Genomic DNA, 17502 nt, shown 5'->3' with positions numbered 1-17502 from the left:
TTCCGGTGGATAGAAATATCTACCAGCATGTCCCTACCGCACGCGCCCGCAGCGGCGCGGCCGACCGTGCCCGGGGTGGACATGCACAGCGTCATGTGGAAGCAAGCCGTCGAGTGGCTGGCCGCGGCAGCCACGGACCCGCAGGAGTGCAAGCGCGAGTGGGACCACGGCAAGGGCACGGCGCTGCTCGCGGCGGGCCGGTACTGGGACGTGCTGAGCGTGCCCGACCGACTCGGGCTGCTCGCCCTGGACATCCTGTGGCGCGACCCCCTGAAGGTGCCCGGACCCACGCTGGTGGACGTCACGGCCCGCAGAGTGGGGTTCTTCCTGCCGCCCGACCCGGCCAGCGAGTGGGTCGGCTTCGGGGTGCGGCACGTGGGCCGCGGGTCCTGGGTCGCCGTACCGCCGCCCTACCGGCCGGCCGGGCGTCTGGAGTGGCTGGTCCCGCCGGACGGCACCGGCACCCTGCACGCCCCCGGTCCGCTCGAACGGGCGCTGCGCGGGGCGACCGGCACGCTCGCCGTGCTGGCGCCGGTCAGCGCGGAGCCGGCGGGTCCGGAGGGCTGGTGAGTTTCTCACCGGGGTCCTCGGCGGGCGTCCTCAGCAGAGGGACGGGGAAGGGCACGGGCAGCACCGTCGCGCGCTCGCTGACCGTGGCGGCGGCGAAGGAGGCCCACAGGCCGTCGCGGTGCTCCGGAACCGTGTACCCCTTGGCCCGCCACTCCGCGACGAGGGCGGTGCAGATCGGCGTATGACCGCCGTACCCGCTGGTGAGTTCGGCGTACACCCGGCCCGCGGCGTCGTACCCGAGAAGGCGCCGCGCCGTCTCAGTGCTGTCCATACCGGTCCAACGCGCCCCCGTGCGCCGGTGGTGCGCCGGTGGCCGCAGGTCCGCCGGGTCGGGTGAAGCCGTCACCCGTACGGCCCTGGCCGGGCGGGAACGGGCCGGGGTTGACCCTCGACCTTGTCGAGGGATCAGGGTTCCGGGTGTGGAGAGCGAGATGCGCAGCATTGGTGAGATGGCCCGGGACAGCGGGCTGGGCGTCAGCGCCCTGCGGTTCTACGACCGTGCCGGTGTCCTGGTCCCCGACCGGGTGGACCCGGTCAGCGGCTACCGCTGGTACGCCCCCGGGCAGCTGGAGGAAGCCCGGCTGCTGGCCCGGCTGCGCCGGGCCGGGATGCCGCTGGCGGACATCCGGCTGGTACTGGCCGGCTGGGCGGGCGCCGACACCGATCTCGTACGGCAGCTCCTTCGGGCGCATCTGCGCCGGCTGGAGCGGGGGCTGTCCGATGCCCGCGCCGAGTTCTCCGCACTCCGAGTCCTGCTCGACCACAGGGAGAACCCCATGACCTCGCTCCGCACCGACACCGCCGTACGGCTGTCCCTCTCCGGCCCCGGGCTGGCCGCCGCGCTGGACGCGGTCCGGTTCGCGGCCGCCACCGACCCGGAGCTGCCGGTGCTCGGCGGGATCCTCTTCGACGTCGAGGGCGACACGCTGCGCCTGGTGGCCACCGACCGGTACCGGATGGCCGTGGCGCGCGCCGCCGCCGACGGACACGGCGGGCCCCGCCTCCAGGTCACCGTGCCCCTTCCGCTCGCCGACGCGATGCGGGCGCTGCTGAGCGGGGAGGAGCGGGTCCGGCTCGCCGTGGACGGTGACCGCGTGACCCTGGAGGCCGGGGACCGGCAGACGGCCGGCCAGTGCCTCGGCCACGACTTCCCCGACTACCGGCGTCTCCTCCGCCTCCCGGCGGGGCGGCGCGCCCTGGTGGACGTGCCGGCCTTCCGGGAGGCGGTGCGCACCGGCCCCGCCCGCATGCGCGAGTCGCGCGAGCAGGGCGGTGAACCCTACGACCTCAGCGTGCTGGAGGTGGCGGAGGACGGTTCGGTCGCCCTGGCCGGGGACGGGGCCGACGGCCCGGACCTCGTCGCCGTGAACCGCGCGTTCCTGCTGGACGCGCTCGCCGCGGGCGCCGGCGACCGGCTGGTCCTCGAGTTCGGCGCCCCCACGGCGCCCCTCGTGATCCGCCGGCCGGACGACGAGCACACGCTCTCGCTCCTGATGCCGGTACGGCTGGAGGACTAGAGCGTTCTCCGCGGGCCGGGCGCCGGCCCGTTCAGCGTTCGGACCGGCTCTCGTCCACCGGTTCCAGCGTCTCCGCGGCCGGCGCCGTGGCCCGTGCGGGCGCGGCGCCGGCGGCGGCGCCGCGCCGGGCGGTCAGGCGCAGCGCGACGGGCTCGGTGTAGCGGGCCGTGAGCGGGCCCAGGACGACCAGGACCAGGACGTACGCCGTGGCCAGCGGGCCGAGGTCCGGTTCGATGCCCGCGGTGACCGCGAGACCGGCGATGACGATGGAGAACTCGCCGCGGGCGACCAGGGTGCCGCCCGCGCGCCAGCGCCCCTTGGACGAGATCCCGGCCCGGCGGGCGGCCCAGTACCCGGTGGCGATCTTCGTCAGCGCGGTGACGACGGCGAGCCCGAGGGCGGGCAGGATCACCGGCGGGATCGACTGGGGGTCGGTGTGCAGGCCGAAGAAGACGAAGAACACGGCGGCGAACAGGTCCCGCAGCGGCGCCAGCAGGTTGTGCGCGCCCTCGGCGACCTCACCGGACAGGGCGATGCCGACCAGGAACGCGCCCACGGCCGCCGAGACCTGCAACTGCTGGGCGAGCCCCGCGACCAGCAGGGTCAGGCCCAGCACCACCAGCAGCAGCTTCTCCGGGTCGTCGCTGGAGACGAAGCGGGAGATCACCCGTCCGTAACGGACGGCGACGAACAGCACGAGCCCGGCGACCCCCAGCGCGATGGCCAGCGTGACGCTGCCTGCGGCGAGGCTGACACCGGCCAGCAAGGCGGTGATGATCGGCAGGTAGACCGCCATGGCCAGGTCCTCGAGCACCAGGATGCTGAGGATGACCGGGGTCTCTCGGTTGCCGAGCCGTCCGAGGTCGCCGAGGACCTTCGCGATGACGCCGGAGGAGGAGATCCAGGTGACGCCGGCCAGCACCACCGCGGCGACCGGGCCCCAGCCGAGCAGCAGGGCCATGGCGGCACCGGGCAGGGCGTTGAGCGCCATGTCGACGAGGCCGGCCGGGTACTGGGTCTTGAGGTTGGAGACGAGGTCGCTGGCCGTGTACTCCAGGCCGAGCATGAGCAGCAGCAGGATGACGCCGATCTCGGCGCCGATCGCGACGAACTCCTCGCTCGCGCCGAGCGGCAGCAGCCCGCCCTCGCCGAAAGCGAGACCGGCCAGCAGATAGAGGGGGATCGGGGAGAACTGGAGGCGCCCGGCGAGCCGCCCCAGCAGGCCGAGGCCGAGGATGATGGCACCGAATTCGATCAGGAAGACAGCAGAAGAGTGCACGCGCTCACTCCCTGCCGAGTATCTCGGCGGCGGCGTCGATGCCCTCGCGAGTGCCGATCAGGATCAGCGTGTCACCACCGGCCAGCCGGAAGTCCGGCGCGGGGGACGGGATCGCCTCGGCCCGCCGCAGCACGGCCACGATCGAGGCGCCGGTGTCGGTGCGCATCCGGGTGTCGCCCAGCAGCCGGCCGTTCCAGTGGGAGACGGCGGACAGCTCGATGCGCTCGGCGACCAGCCCCAGGTCGGTGGTGTGCAGCAGGTTGGGGCTGTGGTGGGCGGGCATGAGCGCGTCGATCAGCGCGGCGGACTCGGCGACGGTCAGCCGCATCGAGCGGGCGCAGGCGTCCGGGTCGTCGGAGCGGTAGACGTTGACCGTGCGGGCACCATCGCGGTGCGCGATCACGGACAGGTGCTCGTGCTCACGCGTGGTGAGGTCGTATTTCACGCCGATGCCCGGCAGCGGCGTGGCGCTCATCCGTGGAGCAGGCACAGCCCGTCCCCTTCCCGGTTCTCTTGTCGATGGTCTGTCGATGGTCGATGTCGTCCGGTGCGGGGTGCCGGCCGTGCCGTCGAACGGCACGGGTGATCCACCCCCACGGGGGCAATGGTGCCATCCCGCCATTCGGCCGGAACATGGGTGTTGTGACGGATGGACAGGGGGCGCGACGGAACCGAGGATTTCCGGGGAGCCCGTATCGCCGCAGGTCGGACGGGTGGATACGCGCTCCTTCCCACGGGTACCCGGAGGAAACGCCGGGGACGGGAGCGAGTGGTGAACGACACGGTCGTCGTAGGAGTGGACGGTTCGCCGTCCAGTCTCGCCGCGGTCGACGTCGCGGGGCAGGAGGCCCTGCTGCGCGGCGCGCGGCTGCGGATCGTGCACGCGTTCAGCCGCCCGGCCGATCTCGACCCGATGATCCACGGGGTTCTGGCGGGGGCCGAGCAGCGTGCCCGCGACCGTGCGCCGGGACTGGAGGTGGCCAGGACCGTGGCGTCCGGTGAGACGCTGACGGTCCTGCGGAGCGAGTCGCGGCACGCGGTGCTGACGGTGGTCGGCGGACGGGGCCACAGCGGCTTCGGGGATCTGCTGCTGGGCTCGACGGTCGTGCAGCTGGCCGCGCACGGGCACGGCCCGCTGATGGTGGTCCGCGGTCGTCCCGGCCCCGAGGGGCCCGTGCTCCTCGCCGTGGACGGCTCCCCGGCCGGGGCCGCGGCGGCGGGCTTCGCCTTCGCCGAGGCCGCGCTGCGCGGGGCGCCGCTGGTCGCGACGCATGTGTGGAACACCTGGAGCGAGCCGACGCCGTACGAGGGTCCCGCCGATCCGCTGAACGTGGTGGTGGACCTCGACCGGCTCCGTGAGCGGCACCAGCGGTTGCTGGAGGAGGCGGTGGCGCCGTGGCGGGAGGACCGGCCCGGGGTCGCCGTGGAGCTGCGCCTGGAGCGGGCACGGGTACGGCACACGCTGCTCGACGCGAGCCGGGAGGCCCAACTGGTGGTGGCCGGGGCCCGCGGTCACGGCGGTTTCGCCGGGATGCTGCTCGGTTCGGTCAGCCAGGCACTGCTGCACCACGCCGACTGTCCCGTCGCCGTCGTCCGCGGCACGGGATGAAGCGGTACGAGTGAGAGGGTGTCCCCTCTCCTCGTGGGGACTTCCTCGCCGCAGCGCGACGGGACCGTGTACCCGGCCCGCGCCCCGGGACGTGTGCACGCGCCCTGTCCGGCCGTTCACCGGGCACCCGCTCGGCACCGGTCCGGTTCGCCCGTTTCGCCGAGGCGCACGGCTGAATTCCTGCGCTCCCCGTGCACCCGTGCGCCCCCTTGGCGACGGGACGGGGCGCGTCGGGTACCGGTCCGGTGCGGGCAGGACAAGGTTCGAGTGCCACATGTATGTGGACTCGTATATGTGGACTCACTGAATTCCGTTTATGTCGCTCGAGACAGGTGGTATTCGATGAGCAATCGCGTTGATGAACCGGCACCGGCCTGGAGGTCGGGAATCGCGCCGGGCATATTCCCGTCCGTCGGCCACGGTATCGCCTTGTTCCGACGCCCGCTGGAGTTTCTGAATTCTTTGTCCGCGCACGGTGATCTGGTGGAGATACGCCTGGGTCCGATGCGCGCCTGGGTGGTGTGCCACCCGCGACTGGTCCACGAGATGCTCAGGGACACCCGCACCTTCGACAAGGGCGGCCCCCTCTACGAGCGGCTCCGGGCCCTCATGGGGGACGGGGTCGTCACCTGCCCGCACGGCGATCACCTCAGGCAGCGCAGGCTGCTGCAGCCCGCCTTCCGTCCGTCCCGCGTCGCCGGCCTGACGGAGGCGATGGGCGAGGAGGCCGAGTCGGTGTGCCGCGCGTGGCGGGCGGGGCGGGAGATCGACGTCAGCGCGGCCATGATGACCCTGACCACGGGGGCGATCAGCCGGGTCCTGCTCTCCGACTCGCTCGACGCGGCGCGGGCCGCCGAGGTGCGGGACTGCCTGGCCGGGATCGTCCACGGCCTGTTCGTACGTACGGTCGTCCCGGTCGACGTCCTGTTCCGGGTGCCCCTGCCCGCCAACCGCCGGTACCGGGACGCGGTCACCCGTCTGCACCGGCTCGTGGACGCGGCGATCGCCGAGCGCCGCGCGGGCGAACCGCGCGACGATCTGCTGGGGGTCCTGCTGGCGGCGGCCGACGCCGGGGAACACGGGGTGACCCCCGGCGAGGTGCACGACCAGCTCGTCTCCCTGCTGCTCACCGGGTCGGAGAGCCCCTCCCTGGGCCTGTCCTCCACGTTCAGCCTGCTCGCGCAGCACCCGGAGGCCGAGCGCGAGCTGCACGCCGAGGTCGACTCCGTACTGGCCGGGCGCGCCCTCCCCACCTCCGACGACCTGCCGCGCCTGCCCTACACCCGGGCCGTGGTCACCGAAACCCTGCGCCACTCCCCGCCCGGCTGGCTCTTCACCCGGTCCACCACCAGGGACGTCGAGTTCGGCGGGCGCCGTCTGCCGCGCGGGACCACCGTTCTCTACAGCCCGTACCTGCTGCACCACGCGCCCTCGTCGTTCCCCGACCCCGACCGGTTCCGGCCCGAGCGGTGGCTGTCGGGTGAGCACACCGACCAGCCGTACGGCGCGATGGTCCCGTTCTCCGCGGGCAGCCGGAAATGTCTCGGGGACTCCTTCGCCATGGCACAGAGCACGGTGGCGGTCGCGGCCATCGCCCGGCGCTGGCGGCTGCGGCACCCCCCGGGGCCCGTCGCGCCGGTGCGCCCCGCGGTGACGCTGGGCCCCAGGTCGCTGCGGATGATCTGCGAACCGCGCGGTGGCGGGCTCGGCCGGCAGTCCCGAGGGGCGGGTGACAACCTTGTCGACCACACATGAGGACATCACGGCCGGCACCCTGCACGGAATTCCCGGCGCCGGTCTCAGGGACCTGATCGACACCCATCTGCACATGCCGTTCCCGTTCCGGGCCAATCCGCACGAACACCAGGTCACGGAGGGCGTCGAGAAGTGGCTGCGGGAAACGGGACTGGCGGACGAAAGCTGGGTTCCGGAAATGATCGCCCGCACCCGTCCGGCCCAGCTCGCCTCCTACAACGGCCCGGAAATGGATTCCGGCCTGCTGCAGATCGTCGCCAATCAGATCGCCTATCAATTCGTCTTCGACGACCGGGCGGAGGAGGTGGGCCGGCGGGGACCCGGCCGGCTGCTGCCCATGCTGGACGAGAGCATCGCCGTACTGCGGGACGACGCGTCACCGTCGACGCCGCTCGGCGCCGCCCTGGCCGATCTGCACCGGCAGGTCCGCGAGCGGTGCACGCCCGCCCAGGCGGCGCGATGGGCCGTCAAGAGCCGTGAGTACGTGCACGGCCTGCTGTACGAGGCGGTGGCGCAGGCCGACACCGCCCCGCTGCCTACCGGACTGTGCACGTCGATCCGGTCGCTGACCGCGGGGGTCGAGCCCTTCCATCCGCTGTGCGAGGCGGCCCAGCCGTGCGAACTGTCCGACGCGGAGCTGCAGCACCCGGCGATGCGGCGGCTGACCCGGCTGTCGGCCGACGCGGCGGTGTGGATACCCGATCTGTACTCCGCGGTGAAGGAGCGGCGGGACGGCGGGATGATCAATCTGGCCCTCGCCCACCAGCGGGCCCACCGCTGCTCCCTGCCGGTCGCCGTCATGCTGGCGATCCGGCAGATCAACCGCGCGATCGACGAGTTCGTCGGCCTCTTCGAGGAGATCAGGCCGCGGCTGAGTCCCTCGGCCGTCGGTTACGCGGAGGACATGGCCGGCTGGATCCGGGGGTGCTTCCACTGGTCCCGCACCGTGCCGCGCTACGCCGACACGGCGGCGGCCCCGGCCTGACCCGGGCGCCACCACGGGCCCGCGCCCCCGGGCGCGATCCATTCGAATACCCCTACCCACAGGAGGGATGCCTCAAGCCGCCGCCGCCTTCGATTCACCCGTCCTGTCGTGGTCGTACCGGAAGACGGACACGGTGCGCCGCGGCAGGCATACGCTCGTCTGCCACCCGTTGGCCGAACGACAGGAAGCGGTAAGGCACATGACGACCGAGCGGCGGCAGCATGTCACGGAGTCCCGGCCGTTGCTGGAGCGCCGACGGGAACTGCGGGCGCTGGACGAGGCGTTGGCGGCCCTGCGGGACACCCGGGACGGGGTGCCGCAGACGCCGCGCGGCGGGCTCCTCGTCTTCACCGGGCCGGGCGGGATGGGCAAGACGGCGCTGCTGGCGCAGGCCCGCTCCCGCGCGCTGGCCCAGGGGATCACCGTACTGTCGGGCTGCGGCGGCCGGAACGAGCAGGAGCTGGCGTTCCGTGTGGTGCGCCGGCTCCTCCAGCCCCCGCTGGCCGCGATGGACGGCGACGAGCTCCGCGCGTTCCTCGGCAGCTGGTACGACGTCGTCGCCACCGCGCTCGGCCTGGAAGCGGGGCCAGGCCCCCATGTGCCCGACCCGTCCGGTGTCCGCGAGGGCCTGGACTGGGTCATGACCCGGCTCGCCGCGCGGAAGGCACCCATGGTGCTGCTGCTCGACGACCTGCACTGGGCGGACATCGAGTCCCTCGACTGGATCACCTCCTTCGCCCCCCGGGTGGCGGACCTGCCGCTGCTGATCGTCCTCGCCCACCGGCCCGACGACCTGCCGCGCGAGGCGGAGCCGCTGCGCGCCCTGCCGGGCAGCCTCGGCACCCGCCCCTACGCGCTGAAGCCGCTCACCTCCGAGGCGGTGGCGCGGATCGTCAGGGACGAGGTGGGGGACGGGGCCGAGGACGAGTTCTGCGAGGAATGCCGGCAGGCCACCGGGGGAAACCCGTTCGAGACCGTCGAACTCGCCATCCGCCTGGGCGAACGCAATCTGCGGGGCGCCTGGCACGAGCTGCGCGCGATGCGGGACCTGGCCGCGGCGCTCAAGGGCCGCGGACTGATCGAACGCCTGCACGCCCTCGGAACGTCCACCGTCCGTTTCGCCTACGCCGCGGCCGTGCTCGGCGAGTCCGTGTCGCAGGAGCTCGCCGCCACCATCGCCGTGGTCGGCAGTGAGGCGGCCGCCGAGGCGACGGAGCGGCTGCGCGCCGCCCGGATCCTGGCCGAGGACGACGGGACCGGGGACGGACTCGCCTTCGTCCACCCGCTGATCGCCACCACCGTCTACCGTTCCATTCCCCCGGCGCTGCGGGTCGGACTGCACAACGGGGCCGCCGAGGCCGTCCGCGCCGCCGGGTTCGGGCCGGCGGCGGCCGCCCGGCACCTGCTGGAGGTGCCCTGCGACGGCCGCGCCGAGGCGGTGGCGTGTCTGCGCGAGGCCGCCCGCGAGTACATGCGCGCCGGCGCCCCGGAAGCGGCCCGGCGGCTGCTGACGCGGGCGCTCCAGGAGCCGCCACTGCCGGAGCAGCGCGCCGAGCTGCTGCACGAACTCGCCTCCTCCACCTTCCTCATCAAGCCCACGGCCACGGTCGCGCACCTCCGTGAGGCGCTGGCGGAGCCCGGCCTCGACCCGGAACTGCGGGCGTCCATCGTGTACCGGCTCACGCAGGCGCTGGCGCACATCGACCAGGTGGCCGAGGCCGCGGCCGTCGCCGCCGACGAGGCGCGGCGCACCCCGCACCCCCGGATCAGGCTGCGGATGCAGGCCGACCACTTCGTGTGGAGCTCGTACCGCACCGACGAACCGGACTCCGCCGCCCGCTCGCGCCGGCTCGCCAGGCTGGCCGCGAAGGTGACCGGCCGCGGCCTGGAGGAGCGGTACATCCTGGGCCTGCGGGCCTGGGAGGCGGTGGTGTGCGGCGAGCCGCGGCGGACGGCCCTCGAGTACGCCGAGCGGGCCCTGCGGGGCGGGCTGAGCTGGACCGACGAGAACCGGGGCTTCGAGGTGCCGGTGGCGGTGGCGATGGTGTTCCTGTACGCCGACCGGCCGCGGCGGGCCGAGGAACTGTTCAGCAAGGGCATGGCGGAGTGCGAGGCGAAGGGCTGGCGCGGCTCCCACCTCACCCTGGGCCAGACCCTCTCCGGGTACATCCGCTACCGCCGGGGCTCCCTGGCCGAGGCGGAGAACCTGGTCCGGGAGGGGCTGCGCATCGCCGACCGGGTGGAGGGGGCGGTGCCCGCCCAGTGGTTCGCCGTCGGCATCCTCATCCAGACGCTCCTGGCCCGCGGGCGTACGGCGGAGGCACGCCGGATCGCCGACCAGCACCGCTACGGCAAGCTGGTCCCGAACGCCGTCATCTACCCCGACCCGCGCACGGTCTACGCCGAGCTGCTGCTGGCGGAGGGCCGCGCGGACGAGGCCGCCGCGCTGCTCCGTGACGTCGGGGACTGGCTGGACGGGCGGGAGTGGCGCAATCCCGCCTGGTGCGCCTGGCAGTCGGGGCTGGCGTCCGCGCTCGCCCGCAGCGCACCCGACCGGGCGGTCCGGCACGCGCAGGACGCGGTCAAGCGGGCCCGGGACTTCGGGGCGGCCTCGGCGATCGGGCAGGCCCTGCACACGCTGGCCGAGGTGACCGGCGGCCCGGCCGCGCTCGACCTGCACGCGGAGGCCGTCGGCCACCTGGAACAGTCGCCCGCGGCCTACGAGCTGGCCCGCGCCCTGGTCGGCCACGGGGCGGCGCTGTCCCGCACCGGGCAGGTGCAGGAGGCCGCCGACCGCCTCTACCGTGGGCTGGAGGGCGCCGTGCACTGCGGCGCGGAGGCGCTGGCGGCACGGGCCAGGGACGAGCTCGCCGCGGCCGGACTGCGGCCGCTGCCCCTGCGTTACGCCCAGACGGACACCCTCACCGCGCCCGAACGGGAGGCCGCCGAGCTGACGGTCCGGGGAGCGTCCACGGCGGTGATCGCCGGGAAGCTGCACCTCACGGAGCAGGGCGTGCGCCATCTGCTCTCGTCGGTCTACCGCAAGATCGGCACGGACGCCTCGGGCCTGGCGGCCGCACTGGAGTCGTTTCCCCGGCCCCGGCCGTGAACGAGCCGCGGCCCGGAACGGCCGAACGGTCTGCGGCTCTTGGGGCCCGCCCGCGTGCGACGCGCCGGACGCAGGCCGTCCGGTCCACCGGGGCGGGCGACGGCGTCGGCGTGCTCGGTGAGGTGGTGTCATGTCCGGTCACGGCGATGTGTACGAGCCGGTCCGGTGGAGTTCCAGGGTTGCGGCGAGGCGGATGACGGCGGTGTGCCAGTGAGAAGTGGCGGGGACCGGGCCGTGGGTACGGTGGGTGGTCGTCACAGCGGAGACCTTGTCCGCGGTGGTGTGGAAGCCGGTTCGGTGCAGGAGGGCGGCTGCCGATTCGAGGATGTCGTGGTCGGTGGCGGTCAGGTTCTTCAGACCGCGGTGGGCGGCCTCGGCGAGGGCTGCGAGGGCCTGTTCCAAGGCGGTGGTGAGGGGGTCGTCCGGGGGGTGCGGGGCGACGGGGAGGGCGGTGTCGCCGTCGCCGGGGGCGAGGTCGGGGACGAGGACGCCGCGGGAGGTGCGGACGGCGAGAGGGGCGAGGAGGACCCTGCCCCGGTCATGGCGGAGGGAACCGCTGATCCGGTCGACGGTGCCGGAGGCGAGGGCGTCGGCCAGGGCGTCCAGAGTGCCGGGGCAGTGGGGGTTGTACGCGGTGCTCAGCAAGGCCTCGTTGCCGGCCGGGTCGTGAAGGACGGCTTCGAGGCGCTGTGCGGCCGGGTCGTACCGCACGGGTCCGGCCTCCGCGACGGCGAGGACGCGCATGGACTCGGCCTCCACCCGAGGGCGGATGAGCCGGGGAGGGAGGGCACCGGGGGCGGGGAACTGTGCGGCGAGGTCGGTGACCAGCAGCCCGGGCGGCAGGTCGTCCCAGGCGGCGCCGACGGGGGTGACGGACGTGGTGGCGATCCGGCCGCGGGAGATCTCCACGGCGCGGCCGGCCGTGCGGGAGGTGGCCTCGCTGACCACGTTGGCGGCGGCAAGGGTGCGCAGGTTCGTACCGAGGATCCTGCGGGAGCCGAGGTCGTGGCCGGTGGGCGCCGGACCGTCGGGCAGCTCCCAGCGTTTGTGCAGAACGAGGACGACACCGGCATCGGGGTGGGCGAAGAAGACGTCGGCGGTGCGGTCGCGGGCGGAGCCGTCGACGTGGCAGCCGAGGGCGACGAGGCGGACTCGGCGCAAGGCTGTGCGGGCCGTCTCGGCAGTGCCGAGGACGGCCGCGGGGTCGGTGGGGGCGGCGCGGTGGCGGGCGTGAAGTTCGGCGAGGAGCAGGGCGTGGGTCTCGCGGTCGTGGCGGGCGCCGCGGACGGCGTGCTCGGCGAGCTGGTGGCGTATCTCCTCGAGGGCCGCGGCGGGCCAGTGGCGGCCGGCGGCCGTGAGGGCGGCGCCGGCACGGCGGAGGGTTCCGTCCAGGACGGGGCCGGCCTGGGGGACGCCTTCGACGAGGAGTTCGTCGACCAGGTCCATGGCCGCGCGGTGGGCGCTGTCACCGTTGTCCGGGGTTGTTTCCCTTCCTCCGACGGTGACCCGGTCGCTGCCCTCGGGGTCGGCTGCCCGGAAGGCCCAGACGGCGAGCACGACCGTCGCGCCGCGCAGCGGCTCGGCGGCATCGGTGACGGCAAAGCCGGGGCGGTGGGGCACAGGGAAGCGGACGGTGCAGGCGGGGAGTTCGACGGCGGGAACGGGGTCGGCGGGGGTGGGGCGGTGGAGGACGGCCCGGTAGCCGCGGTCGCGGGTGCGACGGGCCGCGGCGAGGGCGGGACGGCCGAAGGTCTCGGCGAGGGCGGTGTCGTCGATGCTTCCGGGGGACCAGTCGGTGAAAGGCGGCGGGGTGTCCGGTGCGGTCGCGGTGCGCTGGTAGGCGAGGACGAGTCCGATGCGGTGGCGGCAGACTCCGTGGGCCCCGCAGCTGCAGTGGGCGTCCCGCAGGGTGGCGCCGGGCGGCAGCCGGGTCTCGGTGCCGTCGGGAAAGCGGCCGTGCACGGTGTGGTCGCTGGTGACGTCCAGGTCGGGGCCTGCTCCGGCGTCGAGGTCCTTGGCGGCGCGTTTGACCAGGCCGCGGTTGGCGAGAGCGGCGAGGGTGTCGGGGGTGAGGGCGAGCAGGTCGGTGCGGGTCATGCCGTTCGTCCTCCGTGGGCCATTCTCTCGGCGACGAATTCGGCCAGGTGGCCGGGGGTCATGGCGCCGATGTGCGCGCCGGCCTCGGCGAGGCGGCCGGCCAGGTCGCGGTCGTAGGAGGGGGCGGCCTCCTCGTCGAGGGCGGCGAGGCCGAGGACGGTGACGCCCTGTCCGGTCAGGTCGCGGACGGTGCGGGTCAGGCGATGGGCGTCGCCGCCCTCGTAGAAGTCGGTGATCAGGGCGACGATCGTGCGGCGCGGGTTGTCGACGAGACCGGCGCAGTAGTCGACGGCGCGGGCGATGTCGGTGCCGCCGCCGAGCTGGACCTTCATCAGGAGTTCGACGGGGTCGGTGACGTCGGAGGTGAGGTCGACGACCTGCGTGTCGAAAGCGACCAGGTGGGTGCGCAGTCCGGGCAGGCCCCACAGGCAGGCGGCGGTGACGGCGGAGTGGATCACGGATCCGGCCATGGAGCCGGACTGGTCGACGAGGAGGATCAGCTGCCACTGCTCGATGTGGCGGCGGGTACGGGAGTGGAAGTGCGGCCGCTCGATGAGGATGCGGCGGTCCTCGGGCCGGTAGTGGGCGAGGTTGGCGCGGATCGTGGCCCTGAAGTCGAAGTTCCGGGCGCGGGGGGTTCGGCTGGGGCGGCGGGAGCGGGCTCCGGTGAGGGCGCGCCGGATCTCCGGCCTCAGCCGCTCGGTCAGGTCGCGCACGACGGCTTCGACGATGCGCCGGGCGGCGGCCAGGATCCGCGGGTTCATCAGGTGTTTGGTGCGCAGCACGGCCCGCAGCAGGCTGGTGCTGGGTTCCACGCGGAGAAGAACGTCGGGATCGGTGACGATCTCGTCGATGCCGTAGGTCTCCACGGCGTCGCGTTCGAGGCGTTCGACCGTCTCCCGGGGGAAGAGACGGTGGATGTCGTCGAGCCAGTCGACGACGGCGAGCGTGGAGGGGCCGTCGCCGCCCTCCCGGCCGCCGGCGGTGCCGCGACGTTCACCACGGCGGGCGAGGTCGTCGTCACGGCCGTAGAGCCACTGGAGTGCGGTGTCGCGGGCGGCGTCCGGGCCGTCGAGGCCGCCGGTGCGGCGTTCGGCGGGGGCGCCGAGGATCAGCCGCCAGCGTTCCAGTCCCGCGCGGGGGTCGTCGGGGGTCATCGGGGTGCTCCGAGGGCGTGCCGGTCGAGCAGGAGGCCGGTGTGTTCCTCGAGGGCCGCGGCACGGGCGAGGAGCAGCGGGTCGGCGGTGGTGCGCAGCAGGGTGCGGGCGGAGCCGTGCAGGTTCCGGCGGTCGAGGAGGAGTTGTGCGACGCGTTCGCGTTCCCGGGGCGGGAAGAAGGCGAAGGCCTGACGCAGGGCGGGCAGGGCGCGGAGGAAGACGTCGTCGGTCATGGTGGTGACGACGCCGTCCAGGGTGTCGAGCAGGGACTGTTCGCCCTTCGGGGCGGGCCGCAGGATCTCTTCGCGGGCGAGGGCGAGCAGGCCGGCCAGCCAGTCGCCGAGGACGGCGGGGTCGGCCGCGCCGGCGAACGCTTCGGCCTCGCCGGCGGGTTCGGCCGGGGCTCCGAGGGCGCGGCACAGGCCGAGGGCGGCGCCGCGCAGGTCGGCGGGGGCGTGCCGGTCGCGGGCGATGCGGGCGGCGGTCGCGGCGGCGGTTTCCGGGGTGAGGGCAAGGGCGGGTGCGGCGTGGAGGAGGGCGTCGCGGGCGGCGGTCAGGGCGCGCAGGCGGGGGACGTCGACGCCGGGCGGGCCGCCGTGGAGGCCCTCCACCAGGTGGAAGAGCCGGTCGACGGCGTGGTCGAGGACGGTGCCGAGCAGCGGGTCACGGGCGGTACCGAAGACGCGGTCGTGGCGCCAGAGGCCCAGGACCACGGCGAGGGCCCGCCCGAGGGGTCCGGGGTCGGCGGTGGTGCGGATCCGGTGGGCGAGGCCGTCCAGGAGGTCGCGGGAGAGGGTTCCGGCTCCGCAGAGGACGGCGTCGAAAAGGAGGTCGGCGGTGGTCCCGGCGTCGGCGGCCGTACCGGTGTCGCGGAGGCGGCGGGCGAGGAGGGCTGTGGCGGCCTCGTCGGGGCGGGCTCCGTAGGCGCCGGCCTCGGTCAGTGCGGCGTCGCGGCCGGTGCGGGGGCGGGGTTCCCAGGTTTCGTGGTCGCGGGGGTCGGCTCCGTGGTCGGGGCCGGTGAGGCGGGTGTGGCCGGGGATGCCGAGGATGCGCAGCTGGTGGAGGAAGCGGCTGCGTTCGAGCCCTCGGGGGGTGGTGAGGTCGAGGTCGAGGGTGCGGTCGCCGTCGAGGCCGAGGCGGATCTCCTCGGCGGTCACGTGGTGGACCAGGGGCGGCAGCGGGGTGTCGGGGTGGAGGCGGCCGGTGCGGTCGCCGGTGCAGGCGACGACCGTTTCGACGACGGCGGGGTGGGCGCCGGGCCTCAGGGGGCCGTCGGTGTTCCAGGGGAGCGGCTGGTCGAGGTCGTCGGTGATCAGTGCGGCGGCGAGGCCGTCCAGGACGTCGACGCGGGCGGGGCGGGGGTGTCCGCGGAGCGCGGCGAGGCCCTCGGTGAGGGTGTGGGCGGAGATCAGGGCGGCGGTGGAGGCGGGGAGGCGGCGGGCGCGGAGCCGTTCCACGACGGTGCGACGGAGGGTTTCCGCGGCCGCGTCGGGGCCTTCGTCCCACAGGTGCTGGTAGTAGCCGGGGAACGGCATGCCGGACTGGTAGCCGGCGAAGGCGTCCATCCGGCGGAAGGAGTAGGGCACCAGGAAACTGCCGCCCGCGGCCCCGTCGGGCGGGGCGGGCACCGGGGGCCATGCGGCGGGTTCCGCGCCCGGAGACGTGCCGGGGGCGGCGGTGAGGGCGCGCAGGGCGGGCTGGTGGAAGCCGCCGGTCACCACCAGGACCGGCCGGCCGCCGGCGTGTGCGACTGCGGCACGGACCCAGGAGGCCATGTACTGCTCGCGGGCGCGGTCCCCGTCGTCGGCCTCGGTGTCGCCGCGCACCAGGGTGAAGTAGGCGTCCAGGCGGTCCTGCAGGCCGTCCGGATCGGCGATCTCGAAGACGCGGTCCCACAGGGCGTCCACGGTGTCGACCCGGTAACGGGCGCGGAGCCGTTCGGTGGCGCGGCTGTAGCGGGCCTCGGCGTCGGCGTAGCGGTTGGCCGCGCCGTCGGGGCGGTCGGTGAAGGCGCGGTGCCAGGCGGGCAGGTCGATGAACCGGACCTCGGCGCCCGCGGTCCGGCCCTCGGTGAGTGCCACCCATTCCGGGGAGTACGCGCACAACGGGGTCCAGGAGGTGGCGACCCGTTCGGTGTCGCGATAGTGGCTGAAGACGGCGATGGGCAGTTCGTGTCCGAGGAGCAGTTCGCCGATCCGGTCGTTCATGTCGGCGGGGCCCTCGACCAGGACGTGTGCCGGGCGCAGTTCGCGGATCGTGCGGCGGACGAGGCCGGCGCAGGCCGGTGAGTGGTGGCGCACCCCCAGGAAGGTGACGCGGGCGGTGCTCACCGTTGGTCCAGCAGGTGCCGGGCCTCGTGGAGGGCCTGCCACTGGGGGCCTCGGCGCAGGCGGGCCTGCTGTTCGAGGAAGCGGCGCAGGCGGGCGAGGTCCTCGGGGCTGTCCTTGGCGGCGGTGCCGGCGAGGCAGGAGACGATATCGGCGGCGTTTCCGGCCTCGCCACGCAGGAACCAGCCGCGCAGGCCGACGGCGTGGGCCGTGGAGACGGCCTCGGCGGTGCTCATCACCGCGGAGGGCCGGTCGCCCTGGCCGGGTGCGCCGCGCAGTTCACGGAAGGTACCGACCAGTACCTCGAGGACGTCCCGGTCGGGTGCCCGCTCGACTCCGGACTCGCGGAGCAGGGCGGTGGACTCGGCTTCGACGAGGGCGAGTTCGGTGTCGAGGTCGGGTATCGGGAAGACGGTCTCGAAGTTGAAACGGCGTTTGAGCGCGGCGCTCATCTCATTGACGCCACGGTCACGGGTGTTGGCGGTGGCAATGACGTTGAAGCCCTGGCGGGCGAAGACCATGCCGTCGTCGCCGTCGAGTTCGGGGACGGCGACGACGCGTTCGGAGAGCAGGGAGAGCAGGCAGTCCTGGACCTCGAGGGGGCAACGGGTGATCTCCTCGAAGCGGACGATGCGTCCCTCGGCCATGCCGCGGAGCATGGGGGCGGGCACCAGGGAGCGGCGGGAGGGGCCTTCGGAGACCAGCAGGGCATAGTTCCAGGAGTACTTGATCTGGTCCTCGGTGGTGGCCGCGCCGCCCTGCACCGTGAGCGTGGAGGTGCCGCTGACGGCTGCCGCGATGAGCTCGGAGAGCAGCGACTTGGCCGTGCCGGGTTCGCCGACGAGCATCAGACCCCGGTTGGTGGCCAGGGTCACCAGGGCCCGTTCGACGAGCGAGGGGCTGCCGACGAACTTGCGGCTGATGCCCGCGTCGGGGTCTCCGATCACGAAGCGGAGGGCGGCACGGAGGCTGAGCTGCCAGCCGGGCGGCCGCGGGCCGGTGTCCCCGGTACGCAGCTCGGCGAGTTCGTCGGCGTGGCGCACTTCCGCGGGCGGGCGCTGCAGGCGGGGCGGGTGCGGGTCGCTCACTGTGGTCAT

Annotated in this window: 13 protein-coding genes; 6 read left to right on the top strand and 7 right to left on the bottom strand. The window is 74.1% G+C overall.

Going from position 1 to position 17502, the window contains the following annotated elements:
• The first annotated feature begins 81 nt into the window (after nucleotides 1-81).
• The gene (locus tag IH50_RS0123470; protein WP_030865671.1) at nucleotides 82-570 is read left to right on the top strand and encodes a hypothetical protein; all 489 of its coding nucleotides are present in this window, start codon (nucleotides 82-84) and stop codon (nucleotides 568-570) included.
• Here IH50_RS0123470 and IH50_RS0123465 read toward each other — a convergent pair.
• A complete protein-coding gene (locus IH50_RS0123465) occupies nucleotides 536-841 on the bottom strand; it encodes a hypothetical protein (protein ID WP_030865668.1) in 306 nt (101 codons plus the stop codon). The two genes, IH50_RS0123470 and IH50_RS0123465, sit on opposite strands and share 35 nt — an antisense overlap.
• A 160-nt stretch (nucleotides 842-1001) precedes the next feature.
• On the opposite strand from IH50_RS0123465, the gene IH50_RS0123460 reads away from it, so the two are divergent.
• Entirely contained in the window at nucleotides 1002-2087 is a 1086-nt protein-coding gene (locus IH50_RS0123460; protein ID WP_030865665.1) for a MerR family transcriptional regulator, read from the top strand.
• A 31-nt stretch (nucleotides 2088-2118) separates the two neighbouring features.
• Here the strand turns inward: IH50_RS0123460 and IH50_RS0123455 are convergent, their stop codons facing one another.
• Both IH50_RS0123455 and IH50_RS0123450 read right to left on the bottom strand, forming a co-directional pair.
• The gene (locus tag IH50_RS0123455; RefSeq protein WP_030865661.1) at nucleotides 2119-3366 is read right to left on the bottom strand and encodes a cation:proton antiporter; all 1248 of its coding nucleotides are present in this window, start codon (nucleotides 3364-3366) and stop codon (nucleotides 2119-2121) included.
• Between the two features lie 4 nt (nucleotides 3367-3370).
• Nucleotides 3371-3841: a cation:proton antiporter regulatory subunit gene (locus IH50_RS0123450; protein WP_030865659.1), complete on the bottom strand. Its 471-nt coding sequence runs from the start codon at nucleotides 3839-3841 to the stop codon at nucleotides 3371-3373.
• 297 nt (nucleotides 3842-4138) lie between these two features.
• Here IH50_RS0123450 and IH50_RS0123445 point away from each other — a divergent pair, with 297 nt between their 5' ends.
• From IH50_RS0123445 to IH50_RS0123430, 4 genes are all read left to right on the top strand, one after another.
• On the top strand, nucleotides 4139-4975 hold the full coding sequence (locus IH50_RS0123445; protein WP_030865657.1) for a universal stress protein: 837 nt from the start codon (nucleotides 4139-4141) through the stop codon (nucleotides 4973-4975).
• A gap of 342 nt (nucleotides 4976-5317) precedes the next feature.
• The gene (locus IH50_RS0123440; RefSeq protein WP_063759501.1) at nucleotides 5318-6730 is read left to right on the top strand and encodes a cytochrome P450; all 1413 of its coding nucleotides are present in this window, start codon (nucleotides 5318-5320) and stop codon (nucleotides 6728-6730) included.
• Entirely contained in the window at nucleotides 6705-7715 is a 1011-nt protein-coding gene (locus IH50_RS0123435; RefSeq protein ID WP_107062127.1) for a (-)-alpha-amorphene synthase, read from the top strand. Before IH50_RS0123440 ends, IH50_RS0123435 begins: the two co-directional genes overlap by 26 nt.
• A 199-nt stretch (nucleotides 7716-7914) precedes the next feature.
• Nucleotides 7915-10824: an ATP-binding protein gene (locus IH50_RS0123430; RefSeq protein WP_030865650.1), complete on the top strand. Its 2910-nt coding sequence runs from the start codon at nucleotides 7915-7917 to the stop codon at nucleotides 10822-10824.
• 138 nt (nucleotides 10825-10962) lie between these two features.
• Here the strand turns inward: IH50_RS0123430 and IH50_RS0123425 are convergent, their stop codons facing one another.
• From IH50_RS0123425 to IH50_RS0123410, 4 genes are read right to left on the bottom strand one after another with little or no spacing between them, the layout of a single operon-like run.
• Entirely contained in the window at nucleotides 10963-12921 is a 1959-nt protein-coding gene (locus IH50_RS0123425) for a hypothetical protein (protein ID WP_051767420.1), read from the bottom strand.
• Nucleotides 12918-14078, bottom strand: coding sequence for a VWA domain-containing protein (locus tag IH50_RS0123420; RefSeq protein WP_030865641.1), 1161 nt, complete (start codon nucleotides 14076-14078; stop codon nucleotides 12918-12920). Before IH50_RS0123420 ends, IH50_RS0123425 begins: the two co-directional genes overlap by 4 nt.
• Nucleotides 14075-16408 carry a DUF5682 family protein gene (locus IH50_RS0123415; RefSeq protein ID WP_030865637.1) on the bottom strand — a complete coding sequence of 778 codons (2334 nt, stop codon included), beginning with the start codon at nucleotides 16406-16408 and terminating at the stop codon, nucleotides 14075-14077. Before IH50_RS0123415 ends, IH50_RS0123420 begins: the two co-directional genes overlap by 4 nt.
• Complete coding sequence (locus IH50_RS0123410; protein WP_030865634.1) at nucleotides 16405-17502, bottom strand: AAA family ATPase; 1098 nt, start codon at nucleotides 17500-17502, stop codon at nucleotides 16405-16407. The genes IH50_RS0123415 and IH50_RS0123410 overlap by 4 nt, the downstream gene beginning before the upstream one ends.

It is taken from the genome of Streptomyces sp. NRRL S-37, from assembly GCF_000721605.1.
In the GTDB taxonomy this organism is placed as follows: domain Bacteria; phylum Actinomycetota; class Actinomycetes; order Streptomycetales; family Streptomycetaceae; genus Streptomyces.
The sequence above is the reverse complement of the archived record's forward strand: the minus strand, read 5'-3'. Positions and strand labels throughout refer to the sequence as shown.